The sequence below is a fragment of the Sphingomonas taxi genome, assembly GCF_000764535.1.
GTDB lineage: Bacteria > Pseudomonadota > Alphaproteobacteria > Sphingomonadales > Sphingomonadaceae > Sphingomonas > Sphingomonas taxi.
The window spans coordinates 2,601,795-2,621,828 of record NZ_CP009571.1 but is presented as its reverse complement, the minus strand read 5'-3'; the positions used below and the strand labels follow the sequence as shown (position 1 = coordinate 2,621,828).

Annotated in this window: 18 protein-coding genes, 1 tRNA gene and 1 riboswitch; of the genes, 13 read left to right on the top strand and 6 right to left on the bottom strand. The window is 68.2% G+C overall.

From position 1 onward, the window contains the following. Window positions 1-21 precede the first annotated feature (21 nt). From MC45_RS11960 to MC45_RS11920, 9 genes are all read left to right on the top strand, one after another. On the top strand, window positions 22-399 hold the full coding sequence (locus tag MC45_RS11960) for a ribbon-helix-helix protein, CopG family (protein WP_038663433.1): 378 nt from the start codon (window positions 22-24) through the stop codon (window positions 397-399). Beyond that, entirely contained in the window at window positions 396-773 is a 378-nt protein-coding gene (locus MC45_RS11955; protein WP_038663430.1) for a PIN domain-containing protein, read from the top strand. Before MC45_RS11960 ends, MC45_RS11955 begins: the two co-directional genes overlap by 4 nt. A gap of 15 nt (window positions 774-788) precedes the next feature. Then, on the top strand, window positions 789-2,612 hold the full coding sequence (glmS, locus tag MC45_RS11950; RefSeq protein WP_038663427.1) for a glutamine--fructose-6-phosphate transaminase (isomerizing): 1,824 nt from the start codon (window positions 789-791) through the stop codon (window positions 2,610-2,612). Next, the gene (locus MC45_RS11945) at window positions 2,594-3,805 is read left to right on the top strand and encodes an FAD-dependent oxidoreductase (RefSeq protein WP_342667027.1); all 1,212 of its coding nucleotides are present in this window, start codon (window positions 2,594-2,596) and stop codon (window positions 3,803-3,805) included. The genes glmS and MC45_RS11945 overlap by 19 nt, the downstream gene beginning before the upstream one ends. A 44-nt stretch (window positions 3,806-3,849) precedes the next feature. Then, entirely contained in the window at window positions 3,850-4,764 is a 915-nt protein-coding gene (locus MC45_RS11940) for an ROK family protein (protein WP_081974426.1), read from the top strand. A 48-nt stretch (window positions 4,765-4,812) separates the two neighbouring features. After that, entirely contained in the window at window positions 4,813-6,723 is a 1,911-nt protein-coding gene (locus MC45_RS11935; RefSeq protein WP_052075641.1) for a putative bifunctional diguanylate cyclase/phosphodiesterase, read from the top strand. Then, the gene (locus MC45_RS11930) at window positions 6,723-8,600 is read left to right on the top strand and encodes an ATP-binding protein (protein ID WP_038663423.1); all 1,878 of its coding nucleotides are present in this window, start codon (window positions 6,723-6,725) and stop codon (window positions 8,598-8,600) included. Before MC45_RS11935 ends, MC45_RS11930 begins: the two co-directional genes overlap by 1 nt. A gap of 167 nt (window positions 8,601-8,767) precedes the next feature. Beyond that, entirely contained in the window at window positions 8,768-11,350 is a 2,583-nt protein-coding gene (locus MC45_RS11925; protein ID WP_081974425.1) for a TonB-dependent receptor, read from the top strand. 73 nt (window positions 11,351-11,423) lie between these two features. Next, window positions 11,424-12,680 (top strand): histidine-type phosphatase, encoded by a 1,257-nt coding sequence (locus tag MC45_RS11920; RefSeq protein ID WP_038663421.1) that lies wholly within the window; start codon window positions 11,424-11,426, stop codon window positions 12,678-12,680. On the opposite strand, the gene MC45_RS11915 is transcribed toward MC45_RS11920, so the two are convergent. Further along, window positions 12,677-12,994, bottom strand: a complete 318-nt coding sequence (locus tag MC45_RS11915) for a hypothetical protein (RefSeq protein ID WP_156143829.1) — start codon at window positions 12,992-12,994, stop codon at window positions 12,677-12,679. The genes MC45_RS11920 and MC45_RS11915 overlap by 4 nt on opposite strands. A gap of 60 nt (window positions 12,995-13,054) precedes the next feature. Further along, complete coding sequence (locus tag MC45_RS11910; RefSeq protein WP_038663418.1) at window positions 13,055-15,019, bottom strand: glycoside hydrolase family 84 protein; 1,965 nt, start codon at window positions 15,017-15,019, stop codon at window positions 13,055-13,057. Between the two features lie 138 nt (window positions 15,020-15,157). Beyond that, a riboswitch (SAM-I-IV-variant riboswitch) is annotated at window positions 15,158-15,267 on the top strand. A 50-nt stretch (window positions 15,268-15,317) separates the two neighbouring features. Between MC45_RS11910 and MC45_RS11905 the strand changes: the two genes are divergently transcribed. After that, window positions 15,318-16,385, top strand: a complete 1,068-nt coding sequence (locus MC45_RS11905; protein ID WP_038663415.1) for a threonine aldolase family protein — start codon at window positions 15,318-15,320, stop codon at window positions 16,383-16,385. A gap of 64 nt (window positions 16,386-16,449) precedes the next feature. Here MC45_RS11905 and nusG read toward each other — a convergent pair whose 3' ends face one another. The 4 genes from nusG to MC45_RS11890 all read right to left on the bottom strand — a co-directional run bounded on the left by nusG (window position 16,450) and on the right by MC45_RS11890 (window position 17,703). Next, window positions 16,450-16,986 (bottom strand): transcription termination/antitermination protein NusG, encoded by a 537-nt coding sequence (gene nusG / locus MC45_RS11900; RefSeq protein WP_037534189.1) that lies wholly within the window; start codon window positions 16,984-16,986, stop codon window positions 16,450-16,452. Window positions 16,987-16,996: 10 nt separating this feature from the next. After that, window positions 16,997-17,194 (bottom strand): preprotein translocase subunit SecE, encoded by a 198-nt coding sequence (gene secE / locus MC45_RS11895; RefSeq protein WP_017979500.1) that lies wholly within the window; start codon window positions 17,192-17,194, stop codon window positions 16,997-16,999. A 191-nt stretch (window positions 17,195-17,385) separates the two neighbouring features. Further along, entirely contained in the window at window positions 17,386-17,529 is a 144-nt protein-coding gene (locus tag MC45_RS19325; protein WP_137898699.1) for an LPXTG cell wall anchor domain-containing protein, read from the bottom strand. 98 nt (window positions 17,530-17,627) lie between these two features. Further along, window positions 17,628-17,703, bottom strand: a tRNA-Trp gene (locus MC45_RS11890). A gap of 130 nt (window positions 17,704-17,833) precedes the next feature. On the opposite strand from MC45_RS11890, the gene MC45_RS11885 reads away from it, so the two are divergent. The 3 genes from MC45_RS11885 (at window position 17,834) to rpsG (ending at window position 19,972) form a co-directional block, all read left to right on the top strand. Beyond that, window positions 17,834-18,853 (top strand): alpha/beta fold hydrolase, encoded by a 1,020-nt coding sequence (locus MC45_RS11885; protein WP_245640716.1) that lies wholly within the window; start codon window positions 17,834-17,836, stop codon window positions 18,851-18,853. A 219-nt stretch (window positions 18,854-19,072) separates the two neighbouring features. Beyond that, window positions 19,073-19,444, top strand: coding sequence for a 30S ribosomal protein S12 (rpsL, locus tag MC45_RS11880; protein ID WP_010185487.1), 372 nt, complete (start codon window positions 19,073-19,075; stop codon window positions 19,442-19,444). A 57-nt stretch (window positions 19,445-19,501) separates the two neighbouring features. After that, window positions 19,502-19,972, top strand: coding sequence for a 30S ribosomal protein S7 (gene rpsG / locus MC45_RS11875; protein ID WP_037534182.1), 471 nt, complete (start codon window positions 19,502-19,504; stop codon window positions 19,970-19,972). Window positions 19,973-20,034 lie beyond the last annotated feature (62 nt).

Genomic DNA, 20,034 nt, shown 5'->3' with positions numbered 1-20,034 from the left:
GGCGTGTGATATCATTCGGCCATGACGCGAGTCCTGGCCGACCTTCCGCCCGATGACCTGCGCTGGCTCGACGAGCGTGCGGCGAAGCTCGGCCGGTCGCGCGCGTCGATGCTGCGCGAGGCCGTCGCCACGTTCCGGTCGCAGGCGCAGTCGGAGGACGATCGCGATTGGCTCGATCGGGGCTTCGGCCTGTGGAAGGATCGCACCGATATCGGCGATGCGGTCGAATGGCAGCGCCGCGAGCGAGCGAGCTGGACCCGTCCGTGGGACGACGACTATGAAGAGGTCAAAGCCGAGTTTCCCGATCTGTTCGACGCGGAAGACGACCGCCAGCGCCAGATCTATCTCGACATGGTGGCCGGCAAATATCCCGACCCCATCTATCCCGACCCCGCATGACCAGCCACGCGTTCGATTCGAACATCGTCATCGATGCGCTGGCGGGCTTCGGTCCGGCGCGCGACGAGATCCGGCGTGCGCTCGATCAAGGTGGCGCATGGGTGAGCCGGATGGTCTGGGTCGAGGTCTTGTCGAAGGGCGCGTCGCGAGACGTGGAAAACGCGCAGGCGTTTCTTGGCGGATTCAAGGTGGACGAGATCGATGCGGACATCGCCTTGCGTGCCGCCGCGCTGCGTCGCGAACGCCGTCGGCTGAAATCGCCCGATGCCATCATCCTGGCGAGCGCGACGCGGCATGGCCGCATCCTCGTCACCCGTAACATCAAGGATTTCCCGGCGACCATGCCGGGGATCCGTGTTCCCTACCTCCTCTGAAGGCAGACCCCGATCATGTGTGGAATTGTTGGAATCGTCGGCGCGGAAGACGTCGCGGATCGCCTGCTCGACGGGCTCAAGCGGCTCGAATATCGCGGCTATGACTCGGCCGGCATCGCCACCGATCATGACGGCGGGATCGAGCGCCGGCGCGCCTCGGGCAAGCTCGTCAACCTCGCGCGCGAGCTTGCCGCGCATCCGCTGCCCGGCACCACCGGCATCGCGCACACCCGCTGGGCGACGCATGGCGGCCCGACCACCAACAATGCGCACCCGCATGCGACCGAGGAGGTCGCGGTCGTCCACAACGGTATCATCGAAAACTTCAAGCCGCTCCGCGACGAACTGATCGCGCGCGGCCGCGTCTTCACCAGCGAGACGGATACCGAGGTCGTCGCGCACCTCATCAGCGAGAAGGTCGAGGCGGGAATCGACCCGGTCGGCGCGGTGCGCGAGGTGCTGCCGCGCCTGCACGGCGCCTTCGCGCTCGCCATCCTGTTCCGCAAGCATCCCGAATTGCTGATCGGCGCGCGGCTCGGCTCGCCGCTCGTCGTCGGTCATGGCGACGGCGAGACCTATCTCGGCTCCGACGCGCTCGCGCTCGCGCCGCTGACCCAGCGCATCGCCTATCTCGACGAGGGCGACTGGGTCGTCTGCACCGCGGACGGCGCACAGGTTTACGACCGCGACAATCATCCGGTCGAGCGTGCGATCACCATTTCCGGCGTCACCGGCGAGCTGATCAGCAAGGGCAATCACCGCCACTATATGCTGAAGGAGATCTACGAGCAGCCGATCGTCGTCGCCCAGACGCTGCGCTCGTACCTCCAGCGGATGGAGGAGCGCGTCACGCTGCCGATCCCCGAATTCGACCTGTCGAGCATCAAGCGCGTCACCATCGTCGCCTGCGGCACCAGTTTCTATGCCGGCATGGTCGCCAAATATTGGTTCGAGCAATTCGCCCGCGTTCCCGTCGACCTCGATGTCGCGTCCGAATTCCGCTACCGCGCGCCGGTGATGGAGCCGGGCGGGCTCGCGCTCTTCATCAGCCAGTCGGGCGAGACCGCCGATACGCTCGCCGCGCTGCGCCACGCGCGGTCCGAGGCGCAGACGATCGCGGTCGTCGTCAACGTGCCGACCAGCAGCATGGCGCGCGAGGCCGACCTGCTGCTGCCGACGCATGCCGGGCCGGAGATCGGCGTCGCCAGCACCAAGGCGTTCACCTGCCAGCTCGCGGTGCTCGCCGCGCTCGCTGCGAATCTTGCCCGCGCCAAGGGCAAGCTCAAGCCCGGCGAGGAGCGCGACATCGTCCGCCATCTCGCAGAGGCGCCGGCCGCGCTCAACGGCGCGCTCGCCTATGACGAGGCGATCCAGGCGATGGCGGGCGTCGTCGCCGGCGCGCGCGACGTCCTCTATCTCGGCCGTGGCACCGATTATCCGCTGGCGCTGGAGGGGGCGCTCAAGCTCAAGGAGATCAGCTACATTCACGCCGAAGGCTATGCCGCCGGCGAGATGAAGCACGGCCCGATCGCGCTGATCGACGAGAACGTCCCCGTCATCGTCATCGCCCCCTCCGGCCCGCTGTTCGACAAGACGGTGAGCAACATGCAGGAGGTGCAGGCGCGCGGCGGCAAGGTCGTCCTGATCAGCGACTACGACGGTATCCAGGCAGCGGGCGAGAATTGCGTCGCGACCATCACGATGCCGAAGGTGCATCCGCTGATCGCCCCGCTCGTCTATGCGGTGCCGGTGCAGTTACTCGCCTATCACGTCGCGGTGGCGAAGGGGACGGACGTCGACCAGCCGCGCAACCTCGCCAAATCGGTGACGGTGGAATAGCCGCGCCCCGCGACATCGCGGTCGCCGGCTGCGGACCGGCGGGGCTTGCCGCGGCGCTGCTGCTCGCGCGCGATGGCCATCGCGTCACCGTGTTCGAACGCTTCAATGCGCCGGTGCCGATCGGATCGGGTCTGATGATCCAGCCGACCGGTCTCGCTGTCCTGCGCGGCCTCGGACTTGCCGATGCACTGATCGCCCGGAGTGCACGGATCGAGCGCTTGTTCGGCACGGCTAACGGTCGCGTCGTGCTCGACGTCGGCTATGATACCCTCGCGCAGCCGGGTCTGTGTGGCTTCGGCGTGCATCGTGCGACGCTGTTCGCTATCCTGCACGAGGCGGTGTTCGCGGCCGGCATCCCGCTCGAAACCGGACGCAGGATCGTCGGCAGCGAACTCGTAAGCGGCGATCGCCGCCGTCTGACCTTTGCCGATGGCCGCAGCTCGGAGAGGTTCGACCTGATCGTCGACGCACTCGGCACGCGGACGCCGCTCGCGCCGCCGTGTGGCCGCGCGCTCCGTTATGGCGCGCTCTGGGCGAGTCTTCGCCGGGTCGAGGGGTTCGCGCCCGATGCACTCGAACAGCGGTATCGTCGCGCCAGCACGATGGCGGGCGTCCTGCCGATCGGTCGCCCGCCCGGTGCCGAGCAGGAGCAAGCCGCATTTTTCTGGTCGATCCGCGCCGACCGGGTCGCGGAGTGGCGGGCGGCCGGGCTGGAGGCGTGGAAGGAGGGCGTGCGGGAATTATGGCCTGCGACGACCCCACTTCTCGACCAGATCGATGATCCCGCGCAGCTCACCTTCGCCCGATATGCGCACCGCACCCTCCCGCGGCCGGCGGAAACGGCGTTGATCCACATCGGCGACGCCTGGCATTCGGCGAGCCCGCAATTGGGTCAGGGCGCCAATATGGCGCTGCTCGATGCGCATGCACTTGCCATCGGGCTGCGCACGGCGGATGTCGGCACGGGACTGGCGGCGGCGGTGGCGATGCGTCGGCGCCATGTCCGCCTTTACCAGTCGCTGACCGCGCTGTTCACCCCGGTCTACCAGTCCGACAGCCGCATCCTGCCGTTCGTGCGCGACCGGCTGGTCGGGCCATTATCGGGTCGCTGGCCGGCGGATCGCATTCAGGCGGCGATGGTCAGCGGGCTGATCGGACGGCCCCTTGCGCCGCTTGCGCTGACTCTCGCCTAACCCGCCGTTCTCGGCTAACGCGCGCATCCTAAGGAGAAACGATCGTGGTCAGCGTCCCCCCTCTGGTAGCCGGTATCGAATTGGGTGGGACCAAGATCGTCTGCCTGCTGGCGCGCGGGCCGGATGCGATCGAGGATCGCGTCCAATTGCCGACCACCCGGCCCGAGGAGACGCTGGCGGGGATCGAGCATGTCCTCGACGGCTGGGGCAAGTTCGACGCGCTCGGCATCGCCAGCTTCGGGCCGATCTCGATCGACCGGCATGCTGCCGATTACGGCCATGTCACCTCGACCCCCAAGCCGCATTGGGCAGGCACCGACGTCGCCAAGCGGCTCGCCGCGCGCTACGAGGTGCCGACCGGTTTCCATACCGATGTCGTCGGCGCCGCGCTGGCCGAGGCGCGCTGGGGCGCCGCCGAAGGGCTGCGCGATGTCGCCTATGTGACGGTCGGCACCGGCATCGGCGTCGGTCTGATCGCCGGCGGCGTGCCGGTCGACGGCCTCACCCACAGCGAATTGGGCCATATCCGCCCCGACCGGCTGACCGGCGACGACTGGATCGGCATCTGCCCGTTCCACGGCGGGTGTCTGGAGGGGCTCGCCGCCGGCCCCGCGATCGGCGCGCGTGCCGGCAAGAAGGGCGAGGACATCGCCGCCGACGATCCCGTCTGGGAGCCGGTCGCCCATGTCCTCGCGCAGCTCTGCCATACGCTGGTGCTCACCGGCGTGCCGCGGCGGATCGTCATGGGCGGCGGCGTGATGGTCGGCAACGACCATCTCTTCCCGCGCATCCGCGCCGCGATGGTCAAGAGCCTCGCCGGCTATATCGCTCTGCCCGAAATCGCCGAGCCTTCGTTCGTCGTCCCGCCGGCGCTCGGCGGCAATGCGGGGCCACTCGGCGCGATCGTGCTCGGCGGTCAGGCACTCGAACAGCAATTGAAGTCGTTCACGGCCCTTTAACCGTATTTGCTTACCTCTCTGCCAATGAGGAGAGGGAAGTTCGTGTCGATGACTGCCGCTGCACCCGAACGCCTGTCACCCCGGCGCCTGCTCGTCGTCGACGACGAGCCGGCGATGCACGACAGTTACGTCCGCAGCTTCGTCCGCCAGCGCGGGGCGGAAGAGGATGCGCTCGGCGTGATGGCGGTGGATCTGTTCGGTGCCGATGCCGCGCACGATCCCGACGAAGCCGAGCCGTTCGACCTTACCCTCTGCCATCAGGGGCATGAGGCGGTCGCCGCGGTCGAGGCGGCGCAGGCTGCCGGCACGCCATATGCCGTCGCCTTCATCGACATCCGCATGCCCCCCGGCATCGACGGACGCGAGACCGCGCGCCGCATCCGCGCGATCGATCCCGAGATCAACCTGTGCATCGTCACCGGCTTTTCGGACTTCTCGCCGATCGAGATCAGCAAGGTCGCCGGTCCCGTCGACAAGATCTTCTACATCGCCAAGCCCTTCGAAGTCGCCGAGATCATCCAGACCGCGACCGCGCTGGCCCGCCGCTGGGAGGTGGACCGCGAACTCGCCGCAGCGCGTGTGCAGCTCGCGCAGCAGATCGTCCAGCTCGAGGAACAGGCCGCCGAACTCGCCGCCAACGAGAGCCGCGCGCTGCACATGGCGACGCACGATTCGCTCACCGATGCGCCCAACCGGCTTGCCTTCCTGCGTGCGCTCGGCGATCGCGCCCGCCGCCCCGGCCTGTTCGCGACCGCGATGTTCGATCTCGACCGGTTCAAGATCGTCAACGATACGCTCGGCCATCTCGCCGGCGACGCGCTGATCCGCGACGTCTATGCCATCCTCCAGGCGCATGCGCCCGCAGGCGCGGTCGTCGCGCGGCTCGGCGGCGACGAATTCGGCGTGCTGTTCGACGCCGCCGGCGAGGACGCCGCGGTGATGGCGTGCGACCGCATCGTCGCCGCCTGCGCGGGCACGCATCAGGTGTTCGGCAATTCGGTGCAGAGCGGCGCCTCCGCCGGGGTCGTCGTCGTCGAGGGCAGCGGCTGCGACCCGATCGACGCGCTGCGCCGCGCCGACCTCGCGCTCAACGACGCCAAGCGCGCCGGCCGCAGCGTCACCCGCCTGTTCGACGAGAGCATGGACGAGGGCATCCGGTTCCGCCGCCGTGTGGAACAGGGGCTCGCCGCCGCGATCGGTCGCGGCGAACTCAGCCTCGTCTATCAGCCGATCGTCGGCCGCGGCGACCTCGAGGTGATCGGCTTCGAGGCGCTGGTACGCTGGAACACCGAGGAATATGGGCCGATCAGCCCGGCGATCTTCATCCCGATCGCCGAGGAATCGAACGTCATCCACGATCTCGGCGACTGGATTCTCGACGAGGCGCTGAAGACGGTGCAGCGCTTCCCCGGCCAATATGTCTCGGTTAATTTCTCGCCGCGCCAGTTCCGCCGCCACAATTTCGTCGGCCATGTCATGGAGAGCGTCCAGCGGGCCGGCGTGCTGCCCGGCCGCGTCCAGATCGAGATCACCGAAACCGCGATCTTCGACGATGCCGAGCGCGCCGCCGAGACGCTCTATCGCCTCCGCCAGATGGGCTTCCGCATCGCGCTCGACGATTTCGGCACCGGCTATTCCTCGCTCTACAACATCCGCAAATTCGCGCTCGATAGCCTCAAGATCGATCGCAGCTTCATCGACGGCATGGGGCGCGAGCGCGAGAGCGCGGCGATCGTCCATTCGATCATCCATCTCGGCCGGGCGCTGGGGCTGGAGGTGATCGCCGAGGGCGTCGAGACGCCGGCACAGGTGCAGGCGCTGCGTCTCGCCGGCACCAGCCACCTGCAGGGCTTCTTCTTCTCGCCGCCGGTCGCCGCCGACCATGCGATCGCGCTTGCCGAGCGGCGGGTGATCGGCGGTACGCCAGGCGACCGGGCGGATACCGGAACCAACGGCTGATGCGCCTTCCCGCGCTCGCGGCGTGGTCCTGGCGCGCGCGACCGGGGCGGGCGATGTCGCTCGGCGCCAAATTGGTGCTCATCCTCACCTTGGTCGGCGTCATCGGTGCGCTCGGCATCACCGTGCTGCTCGCCGGGATCATCACGCCGAGCTTCGACGCTTTGGAGGCCAAGGCCGTACAGGGGCACGTCGACCGAACCCGTGCGGCGCTCGCCGATTATGCCGCCAAGGTCGAAACCGCGGTCCGGGACTATGGCGATTGGACGCAGGGCTACGATTATATGGCGACGCCGCCGCCGGCGTCGCCCGCGGCCGCCGCATTCGAGCGCGACGGCGTCTCGCGACGTGCGCTGCGCGATCTCGGGGTGCAGGGCATCGCCTATGTCTCGGCTGACGGCGGCGTCCGCGTCGCGCGCTGGCGCGATGCGTCCTCGGGGGCGACGCACCGCGCGCTGCAGGCGGCGTTGGCGCAGGTCGCCGCCGATGCGGATCTCGCCCGCATCCTCGGCAAAGGCGCGTCGGCGCATTTCTACGCGCGCGTCGGCCCCGACATCGCCGCGATCGGCGTCGCGCGGGTGCGCCGGTCCGACGGCAGCGGCGATCCGCGTGGCTATGTGCTGATGGCGCGCGTGCTGACCGCGCGCCAGCTCTCCGATTTGTTGCGGCTCGACGCCCGGATCGGTCCCGCCGCGGATGCCAGCGGCCATGTCGCATCGGCCCGCGGGCGGATGACGATCGCCGTGCCGATCCGTGCGCCCGATGGCCGCGCGATCGCCACCGCGCGCTTCGACGTCACCCGCGACGCGACCCTGCTCGGCCGGCGCATGCTGCTGTTGGCGGTCGCCGGTTCGACCTTGCTGCTGCTGATCGTGCTTCTCGTGCTGCGCCGGGTGATCGCCCGGCTGGTGCTGGCGCCGTTGCAGCGCGTCGAGCGCCACATGCAGCGCGTCCGCGCCTCCGGATCGATCGCCTTGTTCGAGGGCGATCGCCGCCGCGACGAATTCGGCTCGCTCGGCCGCAGCCTCAACGCGATGCTCGCGCAGCTCAAGGACCTGCGCGAGCAGATCGAGGTGCAGAGCTTCGCGCTCGGTCGCAGCGAGAGCGCGGTGGCGGTGATGCACAACGTCCGCAACGCGCTCACCCCGATCAGCACCATCCTGACCCAGGGCATCGCCCAGCCGCCGCCGATCGATCGCGCCACCGTCGAGCGCGCGCTCGCCGAACTCGCGCTGGAGGCGCTTCCGCCCGAACGCCGCGCGCGGCTCGCGACCTTCGTCACCGCTGCCTTCGCGGCCGAGGTCGCCGGGCGCGAGACGATGCGCGGCGAGCTGCGCGTCGGCCGCGAGGCGATGGCGCACGTGCTTGAGATCATCGGCCAGCAGCAGCAGCAGGCGCACGACCGCCCGCATCTCGAACGCTGCGACCTCAGCGACATCGTCGCGCGCAACGCCGCGATCGCGCGCTATGCCGATGCCGCCTCGATCGCGTTCAGCTTTCCCGCCGGGTCGTATTACGTGCGCGCCAATCGCGTCATCCTCAGCCAGGTGATCGGCAACCTGCTCGGCAATGCCGCCGAGGCGGTCGCCGCCACCGGCAGCGACAGCGGCAGCATCGGCGTGTCGATCCACCAATCGGGCGACGTGGTGACCGTCCACATCCGCGACGACGGCGAAGGCTTCGATGCCGCCACCGGTGCGACCGTATTCCAGCGCGGCTTCTCGACCCGCGAACACAAATCCGGTGGCCTCGGCCTGCACTGGTGCGCCAATTCGATGACCGCGATGGGCGGCACGCTGCGGCTGGAGAGCGAGGGCCGGGGCATGGGCGCGGTCGCCATCCTGACGCTCCGCGCCGCGACGTCGGATGGCGCGGCATGAGTCCAAGGTTCCCGGTCTGAATTCCAAACGGATGGCGGTTGTTCGGACACGTGCTGTTGCAGACCGGCAACGTAACAGAACGGTTATGCAAATGCCGCCATTCTGTCATTCGGCCTGCCTAGCCCGCCCGCTTGGGCGCTCCCCGGGAGCGCGTGGGGGATGTGGTGATGAAGACTGTTGCACTGATGGCGGGCGTGTCCGCGCTCGGCCTGTTCGCGGTGCCGGCGGCGGCGCAGAGCAGCGATGCGGCGCACGACACCGCGACCGCGCAGGAAGCGGCGCAGGCCGGCGTGCAGACCGATGCCGATATCCTCGTCGTCGGCACCGCGCAGGGCGAGAAGAAGGCGATCGAGACCAAGCGCCGCGCCGACAATTTCGTCGAAGCGCTCTACGCCAACGATGTCGGCAAACTGCCCGACCAGAACGTCGCCGAGGCGGTGCGCCGCCTGCCCGGACTGTCGGTCGCCAACGATCAGGGCGAGGGCCGCTATGTCATCATCCGCGGCATCAACCCCAATCTCGTCAACGTCGTGCTCAACGGCCTGACGTTGCCGGCGCCCGAGCCCGACGGCCGTCAGGTCAAGCTCGACGACATCCCCTCGGCGCTGATCAACTCGATCGTCGTCACCAAGTCGCTGACTGCGGACCAGGATGCCAATGCGATCGGTGGTGAGGTCAACATCCGCACGCTGACCGCGTTCGACCGCAACAAGCCGCTCTTCGCCGATGCGCGCATCCAATATGGCGCCTATCACCTCAACGGCGGCCATCCGTGGGAGGGCGACGCGCAGGTCGGCGGCCTGTTCGGCCCGGACGGCCAGTTCGGCGCGGTGCTCTCGGTCAATTATTCGAAGCGGCCGATCGAGTCGGAGAACTTTCAGGGCTCGACCAAATGGGTCGCCGGCCTGCCGGACCAGCAGGGGCTGCGCGATTACAATCTGACCCGCACCCGCAAGGGCGTCGTCCTCAATCTCGACTGGCGGCCGAGCGATGCGGTCAAGCTGTTCCTGCGCGGCACCTTGTCGCGGTTCGACGACAATGAGACGCGCGACCAGTTCATCATCGACAACCAGTCTGCCTTCACCAATCAGACCGCGACCACCGGCACCTTCCGCGGTCGCGGCAGCGTCCGCGTCCGCCGCCGGCAGGAGACGGACAACACCAAGTCGGTGCAGGGCGGCGGCAGCTTCGCGTTCGGTGGCGACGCGACGCTCGATCTCGCCGGCGGCTGGACCCGCGCGCAGAAGCGCGACCCGCTGCGTTCCGAATATAATTTCCGGACCGGCGGCAGCGCGCTGACCGTCAATTACGACGTGTCCGACACGCCCTATGTCTTCACGCCGACGGTGCAGCCCAACGCCAACCAGAGCGCCTATGGCTTCAACAGCGTCAATTACGAGACGCGCAATGCGGTGGAAACCTTGTGGCAGGGGCGCGCCGACCTCACCGTGCCGCTGAGCCTCGGCAGCGACAGCAGCATCAAAATCGGTGCGAAATATCTCGACCGCCACAAGACCAATGCGCGCGACGTGCTCAATTACGGTCTCACCACCGGCCGCAGCTTCACGCTCGCCAACGTCTCCTATCTCGGCGACACCAGCTTCTACGACGGTGCCTATCCCTTTCCGGTGCGGGTCGGCTACGATCGTGCGCAGGCGTTCCTCGCCGCCAATCCCGGCACGATCGCGGTCAACGTCGGGTCGAGCCGCACCAACAGTCTCGCCAACGACTATGACGTGCGCGAGAGCATCGCGGCGGGCTATGCGATGGCCACGCTCCATCTCGGCACGCTGACACTGGTGCCCGGCGTCCGCGTCGAGAACACCCGCGACCGGACCAAGGGCAAGCTCATCACCGCCGCCTCGGCGCTGAACGCCGATTACAACGCCTTCGGCCGCAAGAGCTACACCGACGTCTTTCCGGGCCTCAACGCCAAATGGGAGGTGGCGAACGGCCTGATCGTCCGCGGTGCCGCGACCACCGCGATCGGCCGCCCGAACTACCCCGATCTGTCGCCCTATGTCGCGGTCGACACGACCACCTCGCCGACGACGGTCACGCTCGGCAATCCCGACCTCAAGCCCTACAAGGCGGTCAATCTCGACGGCGCGGTCGAATATTATTTGCCGGGGCAGGGGCTTCTGTCGGTCGGCTATTTCTACAAACATATCGACGATCCGATCTACACGGGCACGCGGATCAGCCAGTCGGGCACCTATGCCGGCCAGGCGTTGACCGGCGTCAACGTCGTCCAGCCGCTCAATCTCGACAAGGCCGAGGTGCAGGGCATCGAGGCGAACGCGCAGGTCCGCTTCACCTTCCTGCCGGGTGCGCTCGACGGCTTCGGCTTCGCGGTCAATTACGCGCATATCACCGGTCATGGCAGCGGCACCGTTCCCGGCCAGCCGCCGCGCACCGGCGACCTGCCGTTGTTCCTCCAGTCGCGCGACGTCGGCACCGCACAGGTCTTCTACGAGAAATACGGCGTCGCGATTCGCGCCGCTTACTCCTATCGCTCGCCCTACCTCGATACGATCGGCACCAGTGCGGCGACCGACCAATATACCGACAGCAACGGCCAGCTCGACGTCAACCTCAGCTATGAAGTGACGCCGCAGCTCACCTTCTTCGGTCAGGCGCTCAACCTCACCGATGCGGCGTGGCGTCGCTATATCGGATCGAAGCCGCAATTGGTCGAGCGCGAACGCTATGGCTACAGCTTCCGCTGGGGCGCCCAGCTGCACTTCTAGGCGACGAGGGAAGGTGCTGCGACAGGTGCAGCACCCGACGGGTGGCGATCGCCGCCTCAGGAGAGGACAAGACATGAAACGCCTGCTCATCGCCACGCTGGTCGCCGGTATGGCCACTCCCGTCGCGGCACGCGAGCCTGCCGCTCCGGCGGGCCTTACGCTCGACCGCGTCGTGCTGCTGATGCGCCACGGCGTCCGCCCGCCGACCAAGTCGCCGCCACTGCCCGCGCGCAGTGCGCGCGACGCATGGCCGCAATGGCCGGTCGCACCCGGCTATCTCACGCCGCACGGCCGCGCCGCGCTGGTCCAAATCGCCCGCTACGACCGCACCACCTGGACCGCCGCCGGTCTGCTGCCGCGCCGTGGCTGCGCGCGCCTCCGCATCGTCGCCGACAGCGACCAACGGACGATCGAGACCGCACGCACCTACGCCGCCGAACTGGCTCCCGGTTGTCCGTCGGCGCCCGAGCACAAGCCACAGGACGTCGCCGACCCGCTGTTCTCACCGATCGACGAAGGCACAGTGCCCTTCGATGCGGAGGAGGCGCGGGCCGCGGTGCTCGCCGCCGCCGGTCCCGCCGGCCCCGCCGGCCCTGCCGGCCCTGCCGGCCCTGCCGGCCCTGCCGGCCCTGCCGGAATCGCCGCCGAGGAACGCCGCCTCGCCCCGCTCTTGACGCGGCTCGACGTCATCCTCTGCGGCAAGCCCACGCCCGGGTGCGGCATCGCCGCCACGCCGACCGGCCTCGCCCCCGCACGACCCGGCAAGCGCCCCAAGCTTACCGGTGCGCTCGATCGCGCCTCGACCGCGGCCCAAATTCTCCTGCTCGAATATGCCGACGGCAAAGCCATGACCGACGTCGGCTGGGGCCGCGCCACGCCGGCCGACATCGGCCGGCTGTCCGAGCTGCACAGCGCAGAATTCCGGCTGCTTGCGCGTCCGCGCTACGTCGCCAGGGCCAATCTCGCGCTGCTCGCGCCGCTGATCGCCGATTCGCTTGGCGACGACGGGGCCGCGGCGGTGACGATGATCTCCGGCCACGACACCAATATCGCCAGCCTCGGCGGGCTGCTCGACCTGCATTGGCGCGTCCCGGGCCTCGCCGCCGACGATCCGTCGCCGGGCGGCGCGATCATCTTCGAACGGCTGCGCGATGTCGCCGGGGACCGATACGTGCGCGCACTCTTCCGATCGCAGACGCTCGATCAGATCCGCAGCGCCGCACCGCTTGCGGCGCCCTATGTCGCGGTGCTGCCGATCCCCGGCTGCAAGGCGCGTGGCGTCGCCGGCCTGTGCACGCTCGCTGAGTTCCGCGCGGCGTTGCTGCGCTAGCGCCCGGACGCCCTGTCGCCCGGCTTTCGCAGCGTCGCCAGGAAGCGCGGCAGCAGACCGGTCGTGCGCAGCGCCGGCAGATAGGCCGCCGATTCGCAGGACGCGCGACTGCGGTCGATATGGTCGCAGCGCGCGATGCCGCCGCCCGCCGATCGCGGCAAGGCGCGGTCGAGTCGTCGCCGCGCGCCGGCGGGCAGCGAATCGCGGAAATCGTCGAGCCGCTGCAACCGCTCGCCCGCGGGCAATGCGGTGAATCGCGCGGGCACCGCCGGCATCGCCGAGCCCGCAAGCAACAGGGACCATAGCACAGCCATGTCAGCCTCCATGTTCGCTCCCGGACCGTTACGATAGCACGATCCGGGGCGGCGAACAGGTCAGTCGGCGGCGGCGTTCGGCGACGGCGTCGCGATCAGCGCCGGCGCGTCCGCGACGAACCGGTCGAGCACGCCGTCGGCAATCTTGATCGGGCCGTCGAACCGGGTCGCGCCGGGGATCGACGGGATCGCTGCCGCCTCGGCCGCCAGCCGCTTGGCATCGGCGAAATAGCGCATCGCGGCGCCGCTGCCGCGATTCGCCGCATCGAGCCCCGCGGCGGTCAGCTGCAACGCGCGGCCCCAGCGCTGCAAGGCGTCGAGCCACGGCCGCGCCTGCGCGGCGAAGGCGGGATCGACCGTGCCCGAGCGGATGATGTCCGACGCCCCCGCCAGTGCATCGGCGCGCTGCGCGAGTTCGGCGATCGCCGCCTGCCGCGCCGCCGCGTCGCCCTCGGCCAGCGTCTCGCGCACGTCGTCGAGCAGCGCCTTGAGCTGCGGCGCCTGCGGCTGCCACGGCTGGCTGCCGAAGGTCGGCGCCATATGCTGCGTGTCGAAGAACAGCAGCAGCGCGGCGGTCGCCTGCGCGTCGCCGCCGGCCAGTTCACGCGCCGCGGCATGCCAGGTCAGCGTCGGGTCGTAGTCCCGATCGTTCCACGCAAAGGCGGCGACGCCGGTCACCGCGACGCGACTCGGCGCCTCCTGGTTCATCGGGTTGGACAGGATGCCGGTCAGCTCGCCGGACAGCCCCGCCTCGCGCCGGTCATAGGGCGCGAGCAGCAGGCGGCCGGTGGTCTGGGCGTAATCGTTGACCGGATAATTGTCCCACAGCAGCGTCTTGCGGCCGAACGCCTTGGTCGCCGCCTTGGCGTCGGGGATCGAGATCGCGGGCGGCACCACGTCGGTGCCGGTCCATTGCACGACGATGCGCGGATCGAGGTGCTGGCGCAGCGCCGCCTTGTACGGCGTTTCCTTGGCGTCGTAATATTCGGTCGGCACCATGATCAGCGGCCGCGCCTTGGGGTCCTTGGCGGTCAGGTCCTTCTGCACCGTGTTGAGCAATTGCGACTGGGCGACGCCCGCCGCCTGCGCGCCGGAGGGCCCGAAGGCGGCGGTGTCGCGTTCGCAATTCCACTTGGTATATTCGATGTCGTCGAGCGCGACGTAAAAACTGTCGATGCCGATCGCACGCAATGCGTCGAACTTGCGCTCCAGCGCCCTGGCGTCGGCGGGATCGGAGAAGCAGACGGTGGGGCCGGGCGAGATCGCATAGACGAAATCGACGTGGTTGTGCCGCGCCGTCGCCGCCAGCGTACCGAGCTCGTTCAGCGTCGCGGCGGGATAGGGCTCACGCCAGCGCGCCCGCGCGAACGGATCGTCCTTGGGGCTGTAGACATAGGTGTTCGCCTTGACGCTGGCGAGGAAGGCGAGATGCTTGGTGCGGTCCGCCATCGTCCACGGCGCGCCGTAGAAGCCCTCGATCGTGCCGCGGATCGGCATCGCCGGATGATCCCGGATCACCAGCGCGGGCAGCGTCTGCCGCCGCGCGAGCTGGCGGAAGGTCTGGGCGGCGTGGAACAGGCCGTCGGCGTCCTGGCCGGCGAGCGCGATCAGGCTGCCCTTATCGCGAGCGAGACTGGCGATCGTATAGCCTTCGGCATGGCCGTCGAGCGTCGTGCCGCTGCGCGCGAGCGCGTCGCGGATCACGCCGGCGTCGCCGGTGCCGAGCACGACATAGGTCCGGTCGAGCGTCTTCGGCACCGCGCGCGCGCTGGCGATCGTCGTCACCCCGGCGGCAGTCAGGATGCCGCGGACCAGCGCGACCGTCTCGCTCTGCGTCCCGGGTGCGACCACCAGCACCACCGAATCACCGAGCGTCACCGCGCCATCGCCGAGCGTGGTCGACGCGGGCGCGGGGAAGATCGCCGGCAGCGTCGCCGGTTCGGCCGCGCCCGCCGCGGCGGCGAACCCCGCCAGCGTGGTCGCCACTGCCGTATATACGCCGATTCCGCCCTTGCGCCGCGTCATCCTGTGCCTCCGGTATCCAATTGGTATTACGCAGGCTTAGGCAGATGTCTCACCCGCGGCAAGCCGGACGCCATACCGGCCCAGTCGAGACACGCTTCGTCACCCTCTTGATCGTATACGTCATGGCCGCTAAGGGGGCGGCAGCATCAAGAGTCGGGACGACGCCCGACACCAACCTGCTCCCGAGCAAGGTGGTGCCTCCATGCAGATGGAGGGATGTGGCCGGACCGGCAACCAACGGGATCACGCCACACGTCGCTTCGTCTCTGGTGCATCGAACCGGAACAAGGACAGCGACGTGACCGACGCCCAGCAATTCGCCAGCGACAATTATGCCGGAATCTGCCCCGAGGCGTGGCAGGCGATGGACCGTGCGAATCGCGGCTCGGCCAGCGCCTACGGCGACGACGACTGGACGCAGCGCGCCTCCGACGCCTTCCGCGACCTGTTCGAGACCGAATGCGAGGTGTTCTTCGCCTTCAACGGCACCGCCGCCAATTCGCTCGCGCTCGCCTCGCTCTGCCAATCCTATCACAGCGTGATCTGCTCGGCGCAGGCGCATGTCGAAACCGACGAATGCGGCGCGCCTGAATTCTTCTCGAACGGCTCGAAACTGCTCGTCGCGCCGACCGAGAGCGGCAAGCTCGATCCGCAGGCGATCCGCAAGCTCGCCACGGGGCGCGCCGATATCCATTTCCCCAAGCCGCGCGTTGTGACGATCACCCAGCCGACCGAGACGGGGCAGGTCTATACCGTTGCCGAGGTGCAGGCGCTGTCGGCGGTGTGCCGCGAACTCGGCCTGCGGCTGCACATGGACGGCGCCCGCTTCGCGCATGCCTGCGCGACCTTGGGATGCCGCCCGGCGGACATCACCTGGCGCGCCGGCGTCGACGTATTGTGCTTCGGCGGCACCAAGAACGGCATGGCGGTCGGCGAGGCGGTGCTGTTCTTCGATCCCGCGCTCGCGCAGGATTTCGACTATCGCTGCAAACAGGCGGGGCAGCTCGCCTCGAAGATGCGCTTCCTGTCGGCGCCCTGGGTCGGCCTGCTGGAAAGCGGCGCCTGGCTGAGCAACGCCGAACACGGCAACGCCTGCGCCGACCGGCTCGCGGCGGCGGTTGCCGATTTGCCCGGCGTCGACCTGATGTTCCCGGTCGAAGCGAATGCCGTTTTCCTCACCGCGCCCGACACGGTGCTCGACGGCCTGCGCGCGCGGGGGTGGCGCTTCTACACCTTCATCGGCGGCGGCGCGCGGTTCATGTTCGCCTGGGATGCCGATCCGGCGCGCGTCGACGCCCTGATCGCCGACCTGCGCGCCGTCGCGGGGGATGCGGGCGCGGACGCTTTCGCCTGCGCGGCTGCCTGAGCCGGATACGACAAGGGCCGGAGCGTCGCCGCTCCGGCCCTTCGTACCGCGACACTGGTCGCGATTACTTCGAGCGTTCAACCTGTTCGAAGTCGAGTTCGACCGGGGTGGCGCGACCGAAGATCGACACCGACACCTTGACCTTCGACTTGTCGAAATCGAGTTCCTCGACGATGCCGTTGAAGCTCGCGAACGGCCCTTCGAGCACCTTGACCGCGTCGCCGATCTCGTAATCGACCTTGACCTTGGTCTTCGGCGCCGCGGCGGCCTCTTCCTTGCTGTTGAGCATGCGCGCGGCCTCGGCCTCGCTGATCGCCTGCGGCTTGCCCATGCTGCCGAGGAAGCCGGTCACCTTGGGCGTGTTCTTGACGAGGTGGTAGACGTCGTCGTTCATGTTGAGCTTGGCGAGGACGTAGCCGGGCATGAACTTGCGCTCGACCGCGATCTTCTTGCCGCGGCGGGCCTCGGTCACCGTCTCGGTCGGCACCTCGATCTGCTCGACGAGCTGCTCGAGGCCGAGCCGCGTCGCTTCGGCCATGATCGCGTCGCGGACCTTGCCCTCGAAGCCCGAATAGGCGTGAATGATGTACCAGCGCGCCATTGGAAAACCCTTACTTCGCGAGCTTGAGCAGCGCCTGGACGACCGCGTTGAAGAACGTGTCGACGCCCAGGAAGAACAGCGCGAGGATCGTGGTCATGATGACCACCATCACGCCCGTCATGATCGTCTCGCGCCGGGTCGGCCAGACGACCTTCTTGGTCTCGGCCTGCACCTGACGGATGAATTCGATGGGGGTCGTCTTCGCCACTGTTTTTTCTCAAAACCCGCTGGAATCACGAAAATCCGTGTCGCTGAAGACATAAGGCCGCTGCCGCTTCCCTCATGTGGGGAACCGGCGTGGCCCGTCCTCAGCTTTCGGATGGCCTGCGCAGATAGCCGCGCGGGCCGGTAAAGGCAAGTCCGCCGGGAGGCGCCGCGCCGGCGCGCCCGCGGCGCAACTCAATGACCGTAGGTCTTGATCCCGCGCCGGCGCAGCTTCTCGCGCTTGCGCTTGCGCAAATATACGATCAGCGTCGGTATGCCGATCAGCAGCAACACGCCGATAATGGCATAAACCAGCGTAAATCGAGTAGCCTCATCCATGCCCGCTTTATAGCAGGCCGAATGTCGGCGTCACCGCCAATATGACAAAAAATTCATTGCGTTCGGTCAAGGTCCGGCCGGCGCGTCGCGGGCGGGACTGGCAGGAGTGCACGGACTCGAACCGTGGGCCCTCGGTTTTGGAGACCGATGCTCTACCAACTGAGCTACACTCCTGCAGCGCCGCGGCCTCTACCGCCTTGCGAAAAAAAGGGCAAGACGGTCCTGTGCGATCGTCATCGCACGGGTGACGGCCGGTAGCGATCTCATTATGGGGCAGTAACGAAACTGGTACGGGAGACGACGGTTGGCGAAGATCATGGCGACGGGCGCGGCACTGGCGCTCGCATGTCTGCCTGCGGTCGGAATCGCCGCAGATCCGGTCGCGGTGCCCGAGCTTGGCCCCAATCTCGAACGCTTCACTTATCCCTGGCCGGTGCAGACGATGACCTTCGACATCGTCGGTCAGCCCGCGACGATGGCCTTCATGGACATCGCCCCGGCGCGGCCGAACGGCCGCAGCGTGGTGCTGCTGCACGGCAAGAACTTCTGCGGCGCGACGTGGGAAAGCAGCGCGCGGGCGCTCGCCAATGCCGGCTATCGCGTCCTCGTTCCCGACCAGATCGGCTTCTGCAAATCGGCCAAGCCGCGCGCCGCCCAATATAGTTTCGAGATGCTGGCGTCCTTCACCCGCCGGCTGATGGAGGCGCGCGGCATCGGCCGTGCGGCGATCGTCGGTCATTCCTTCGGCGGCATGCTCGCGATGCGCTTCGCCATCCTGTATCCGGAGGCGGTCGAGCGGCTGGTGCTGGTCAATCCGCTCGGCCTCAAGGACCGGTCGGAGGAGGGGCTGCCGTACGTCGACGTCGACACGCTGTGGGCGGGCGAGCGCAAGGCGAGCTATGCGTCGATCAAGGCCTATCAGCAGCAGAATTACTATCACGGCACCTGGAAGCCGGCCTATGATCGCTGGGTGTGGATGCTGGCGGGCATGTATCAGGGGGCGGGGCGCGACGCGGTGGCGCTCGCCCAGGCCAAGACCAGCGAGATGATCAAGACGCAGCCGGTCGCGCACGAGCTGTACCGTCTGAAGCCGCCGACGACGCTGCTCATCGGCACGCTCGACCGGACCGCCTTCGGCCGGGCGCAGACGCCGCCCAACCTGCGCCAGTTCCTCGAGGCGATCCCGATCGTCGCCAAGAAAGCGGTGACGCAGATGCCCAATGCGACGCTCGTCCCGCTCGACGGGCTCGGCCATTCCCCGCAGGTCGAGGATCCGGCGCGATTCGAAAAGGTGTTGCTGGCGACGCTCGCCGCGCGGCGCTAGTCCGCCCGCTCGGGGGACGGGCGCCCCCGTTGACCCGCGGCGCGACTCTGCGTATAGGCCCGCCCCGTCCGTCGGAGCGATCCGTCGGACATGCTTGAACATTGCTGGATGCAAAGTTGTGGGGCCGGGGTGGTGCATGCGCCGCCATCCGTCCCTTTTTGTATTCCGAAGTGCTGTGAAGGCTCCAGCAAAGTAACCCACATACGAGGTGAAGGCTTCATGCCGACGATCAACCAGCTGGTCCGCAAGGGCCGCGACCCGCAGAAGGCCAAGTCGAAGGTCCCTGCGATGGAGCAGAACCCGCAGAAGCGCGGCGTCTGCACCCGCGTCTACACGACGACCCCGAAGAAGCCGAACTCGGCGCTGCGCAAGGTGGCCAAGGTCCGCCTGACCAACAGCCGCGAAGTCATCAGCTACATTCCGGGCGAAGGCCACAACCTTCAGGAGCACTCGGTGGTCCTGATCCGCGGCGGCCGTGTGCGCGATCTTCCCGGCGTCCGCTACCACGTCCTGCGCGGCGTGCTCGATACGCAGGGCGTCAAGGATCGCCGTCAGTCCCGCTCCAAGTACGGCGCCAAGCGTCCGAAGTAAGCCGGATGTCCCCTCTGGGGGATCATCCACCAGGCTGAAGTTAGAAAGGTTTTTGAAATGGCACGTCGTCGTCGTCCCGAAAAGCGGGTCATCCTGCCTGATCCCAAGTTCGGGGATGAGGTTCTCTCGAAGTTCATGAATTCGGTCATGCTCGACGGCAAGAAGTCCGTCGCGGAACTGATCGTCTACGGTGCGCTCGAAACCGTCGAAAGCCGCGCCAAGCGCGAGCCGATCGGCGTGTTCCACGACGCGCTCAACAACATCAAGCCGGGCATCGAGGTGCGTTCGCGCCGCGTCGGCGGTGCGACCTATCAGGTCCCCGTCGAGGTCCGTCCGGAGCGCGCCCAGGCGCTGGCCATCCGCTGGCTGATCGCCGCCGCCCGTGCGCGCAGCGAGAACACCATGTCGGCGCGCCTGTCGGGCGAGCTGATGGATGCCGCCAACAACCGCGGCAACGCGGTGAAGAAGCGCGAAGACACGCACCGTATGGCCGAAGCCAACCGCGCCTTCAGCCACTACCGCTGGTAAGGCTTGGAAGCCTCGACCTTCTAACCTATATCGTGGGGAGCCGGCGGAAGCTGCGCTCCCCA

Coding starts and splice junctions, on each gene's coding strand:
- MC45_RS11960 (WP_038663433.1), top strand. CDS start 22: ATGACGCGAGTCCTGGCCGACCTTCCGCCCGATGACCTGCGCTGGCTC.
- MC45_RS11955 (WP_038663430.1), top strand. CDS start 396: ATGACCAGCCACGCGTTCGATTCGAACATCGTCATCGATGCGCTGGCG.
- glmS (WP_038663427.1), top strand. CDS start 789: ATGTGTGGAATTGTTGGAATCGTCGGCGCGGAAGACGTCGCGGATCGC.
- MC45_RS11935 (WP_052075641.1), top strand. CDS start 4,813: ATGACTGCCGCTGCACCCGAACGCCTGTCACCCCGGCGCCTGCTCGTC.
- MC45_RS11930 (WP_038663423.1), top strand. CDS start 6,723: ATGCGCCTTCCCGCGCTCGCGGCGTGGTCCTGGCGCGCGCGACCGGGG.
- MC45_RS11925 (WP_081974425.1), top strand. CDS start 8,768: ATGAAGACTGTTGCACTGATGGCGGGCGTGTCCGCGCTCGGCCTGTTC.
- MC45_RS11920 (WP_038663421.1), top strand. CDS start 11,424: ATGAAACGCCTGCTCATCGCCACGCTGGTCGCCGGTATGGCCACTCCC.
- MC45_RS11915 (WP_156143829.1), bottom strand. CDS start 12,994: ATGGCTGTGCTATGGTCCCTGTTGCTTGCGGGCTCGGCGATGCCGGCG.
- MC45_RS11910 (WP_038663418.1), bottom strand. CDS start 15,019: ATGACGCGGCGCAAGGGCGGAATCGGCGTATATACGGCAGTGGCGACC.
- nusG (WP_037534189.1), bottom strand. CDS start 16,986: ATGGCGCGCTGGTACATCATTCACGCCTATTCGGGCTTCGAGGGCAAG.
- MC45_RS19325 (WP_137898699.1), bottom strand. CDS start 17,529: ATGGATGAGGCTACTCGATTTACGCTGGTTTATGCCATTATCGGCGTG.
- rpsL (WP_010185487.1), top strand. CDS start 19,073: ATGCCGACGATCAACCAGCTGGTCCGCAAGGGCCGCGACCCGCAGAAG.
- rpsG (WP_037534182.1), top strand. CDS start 19,502: ATGGCACGTCGTCGTCGTCCCGAAAAGCGGGTCATCCTGCCTGATCCC.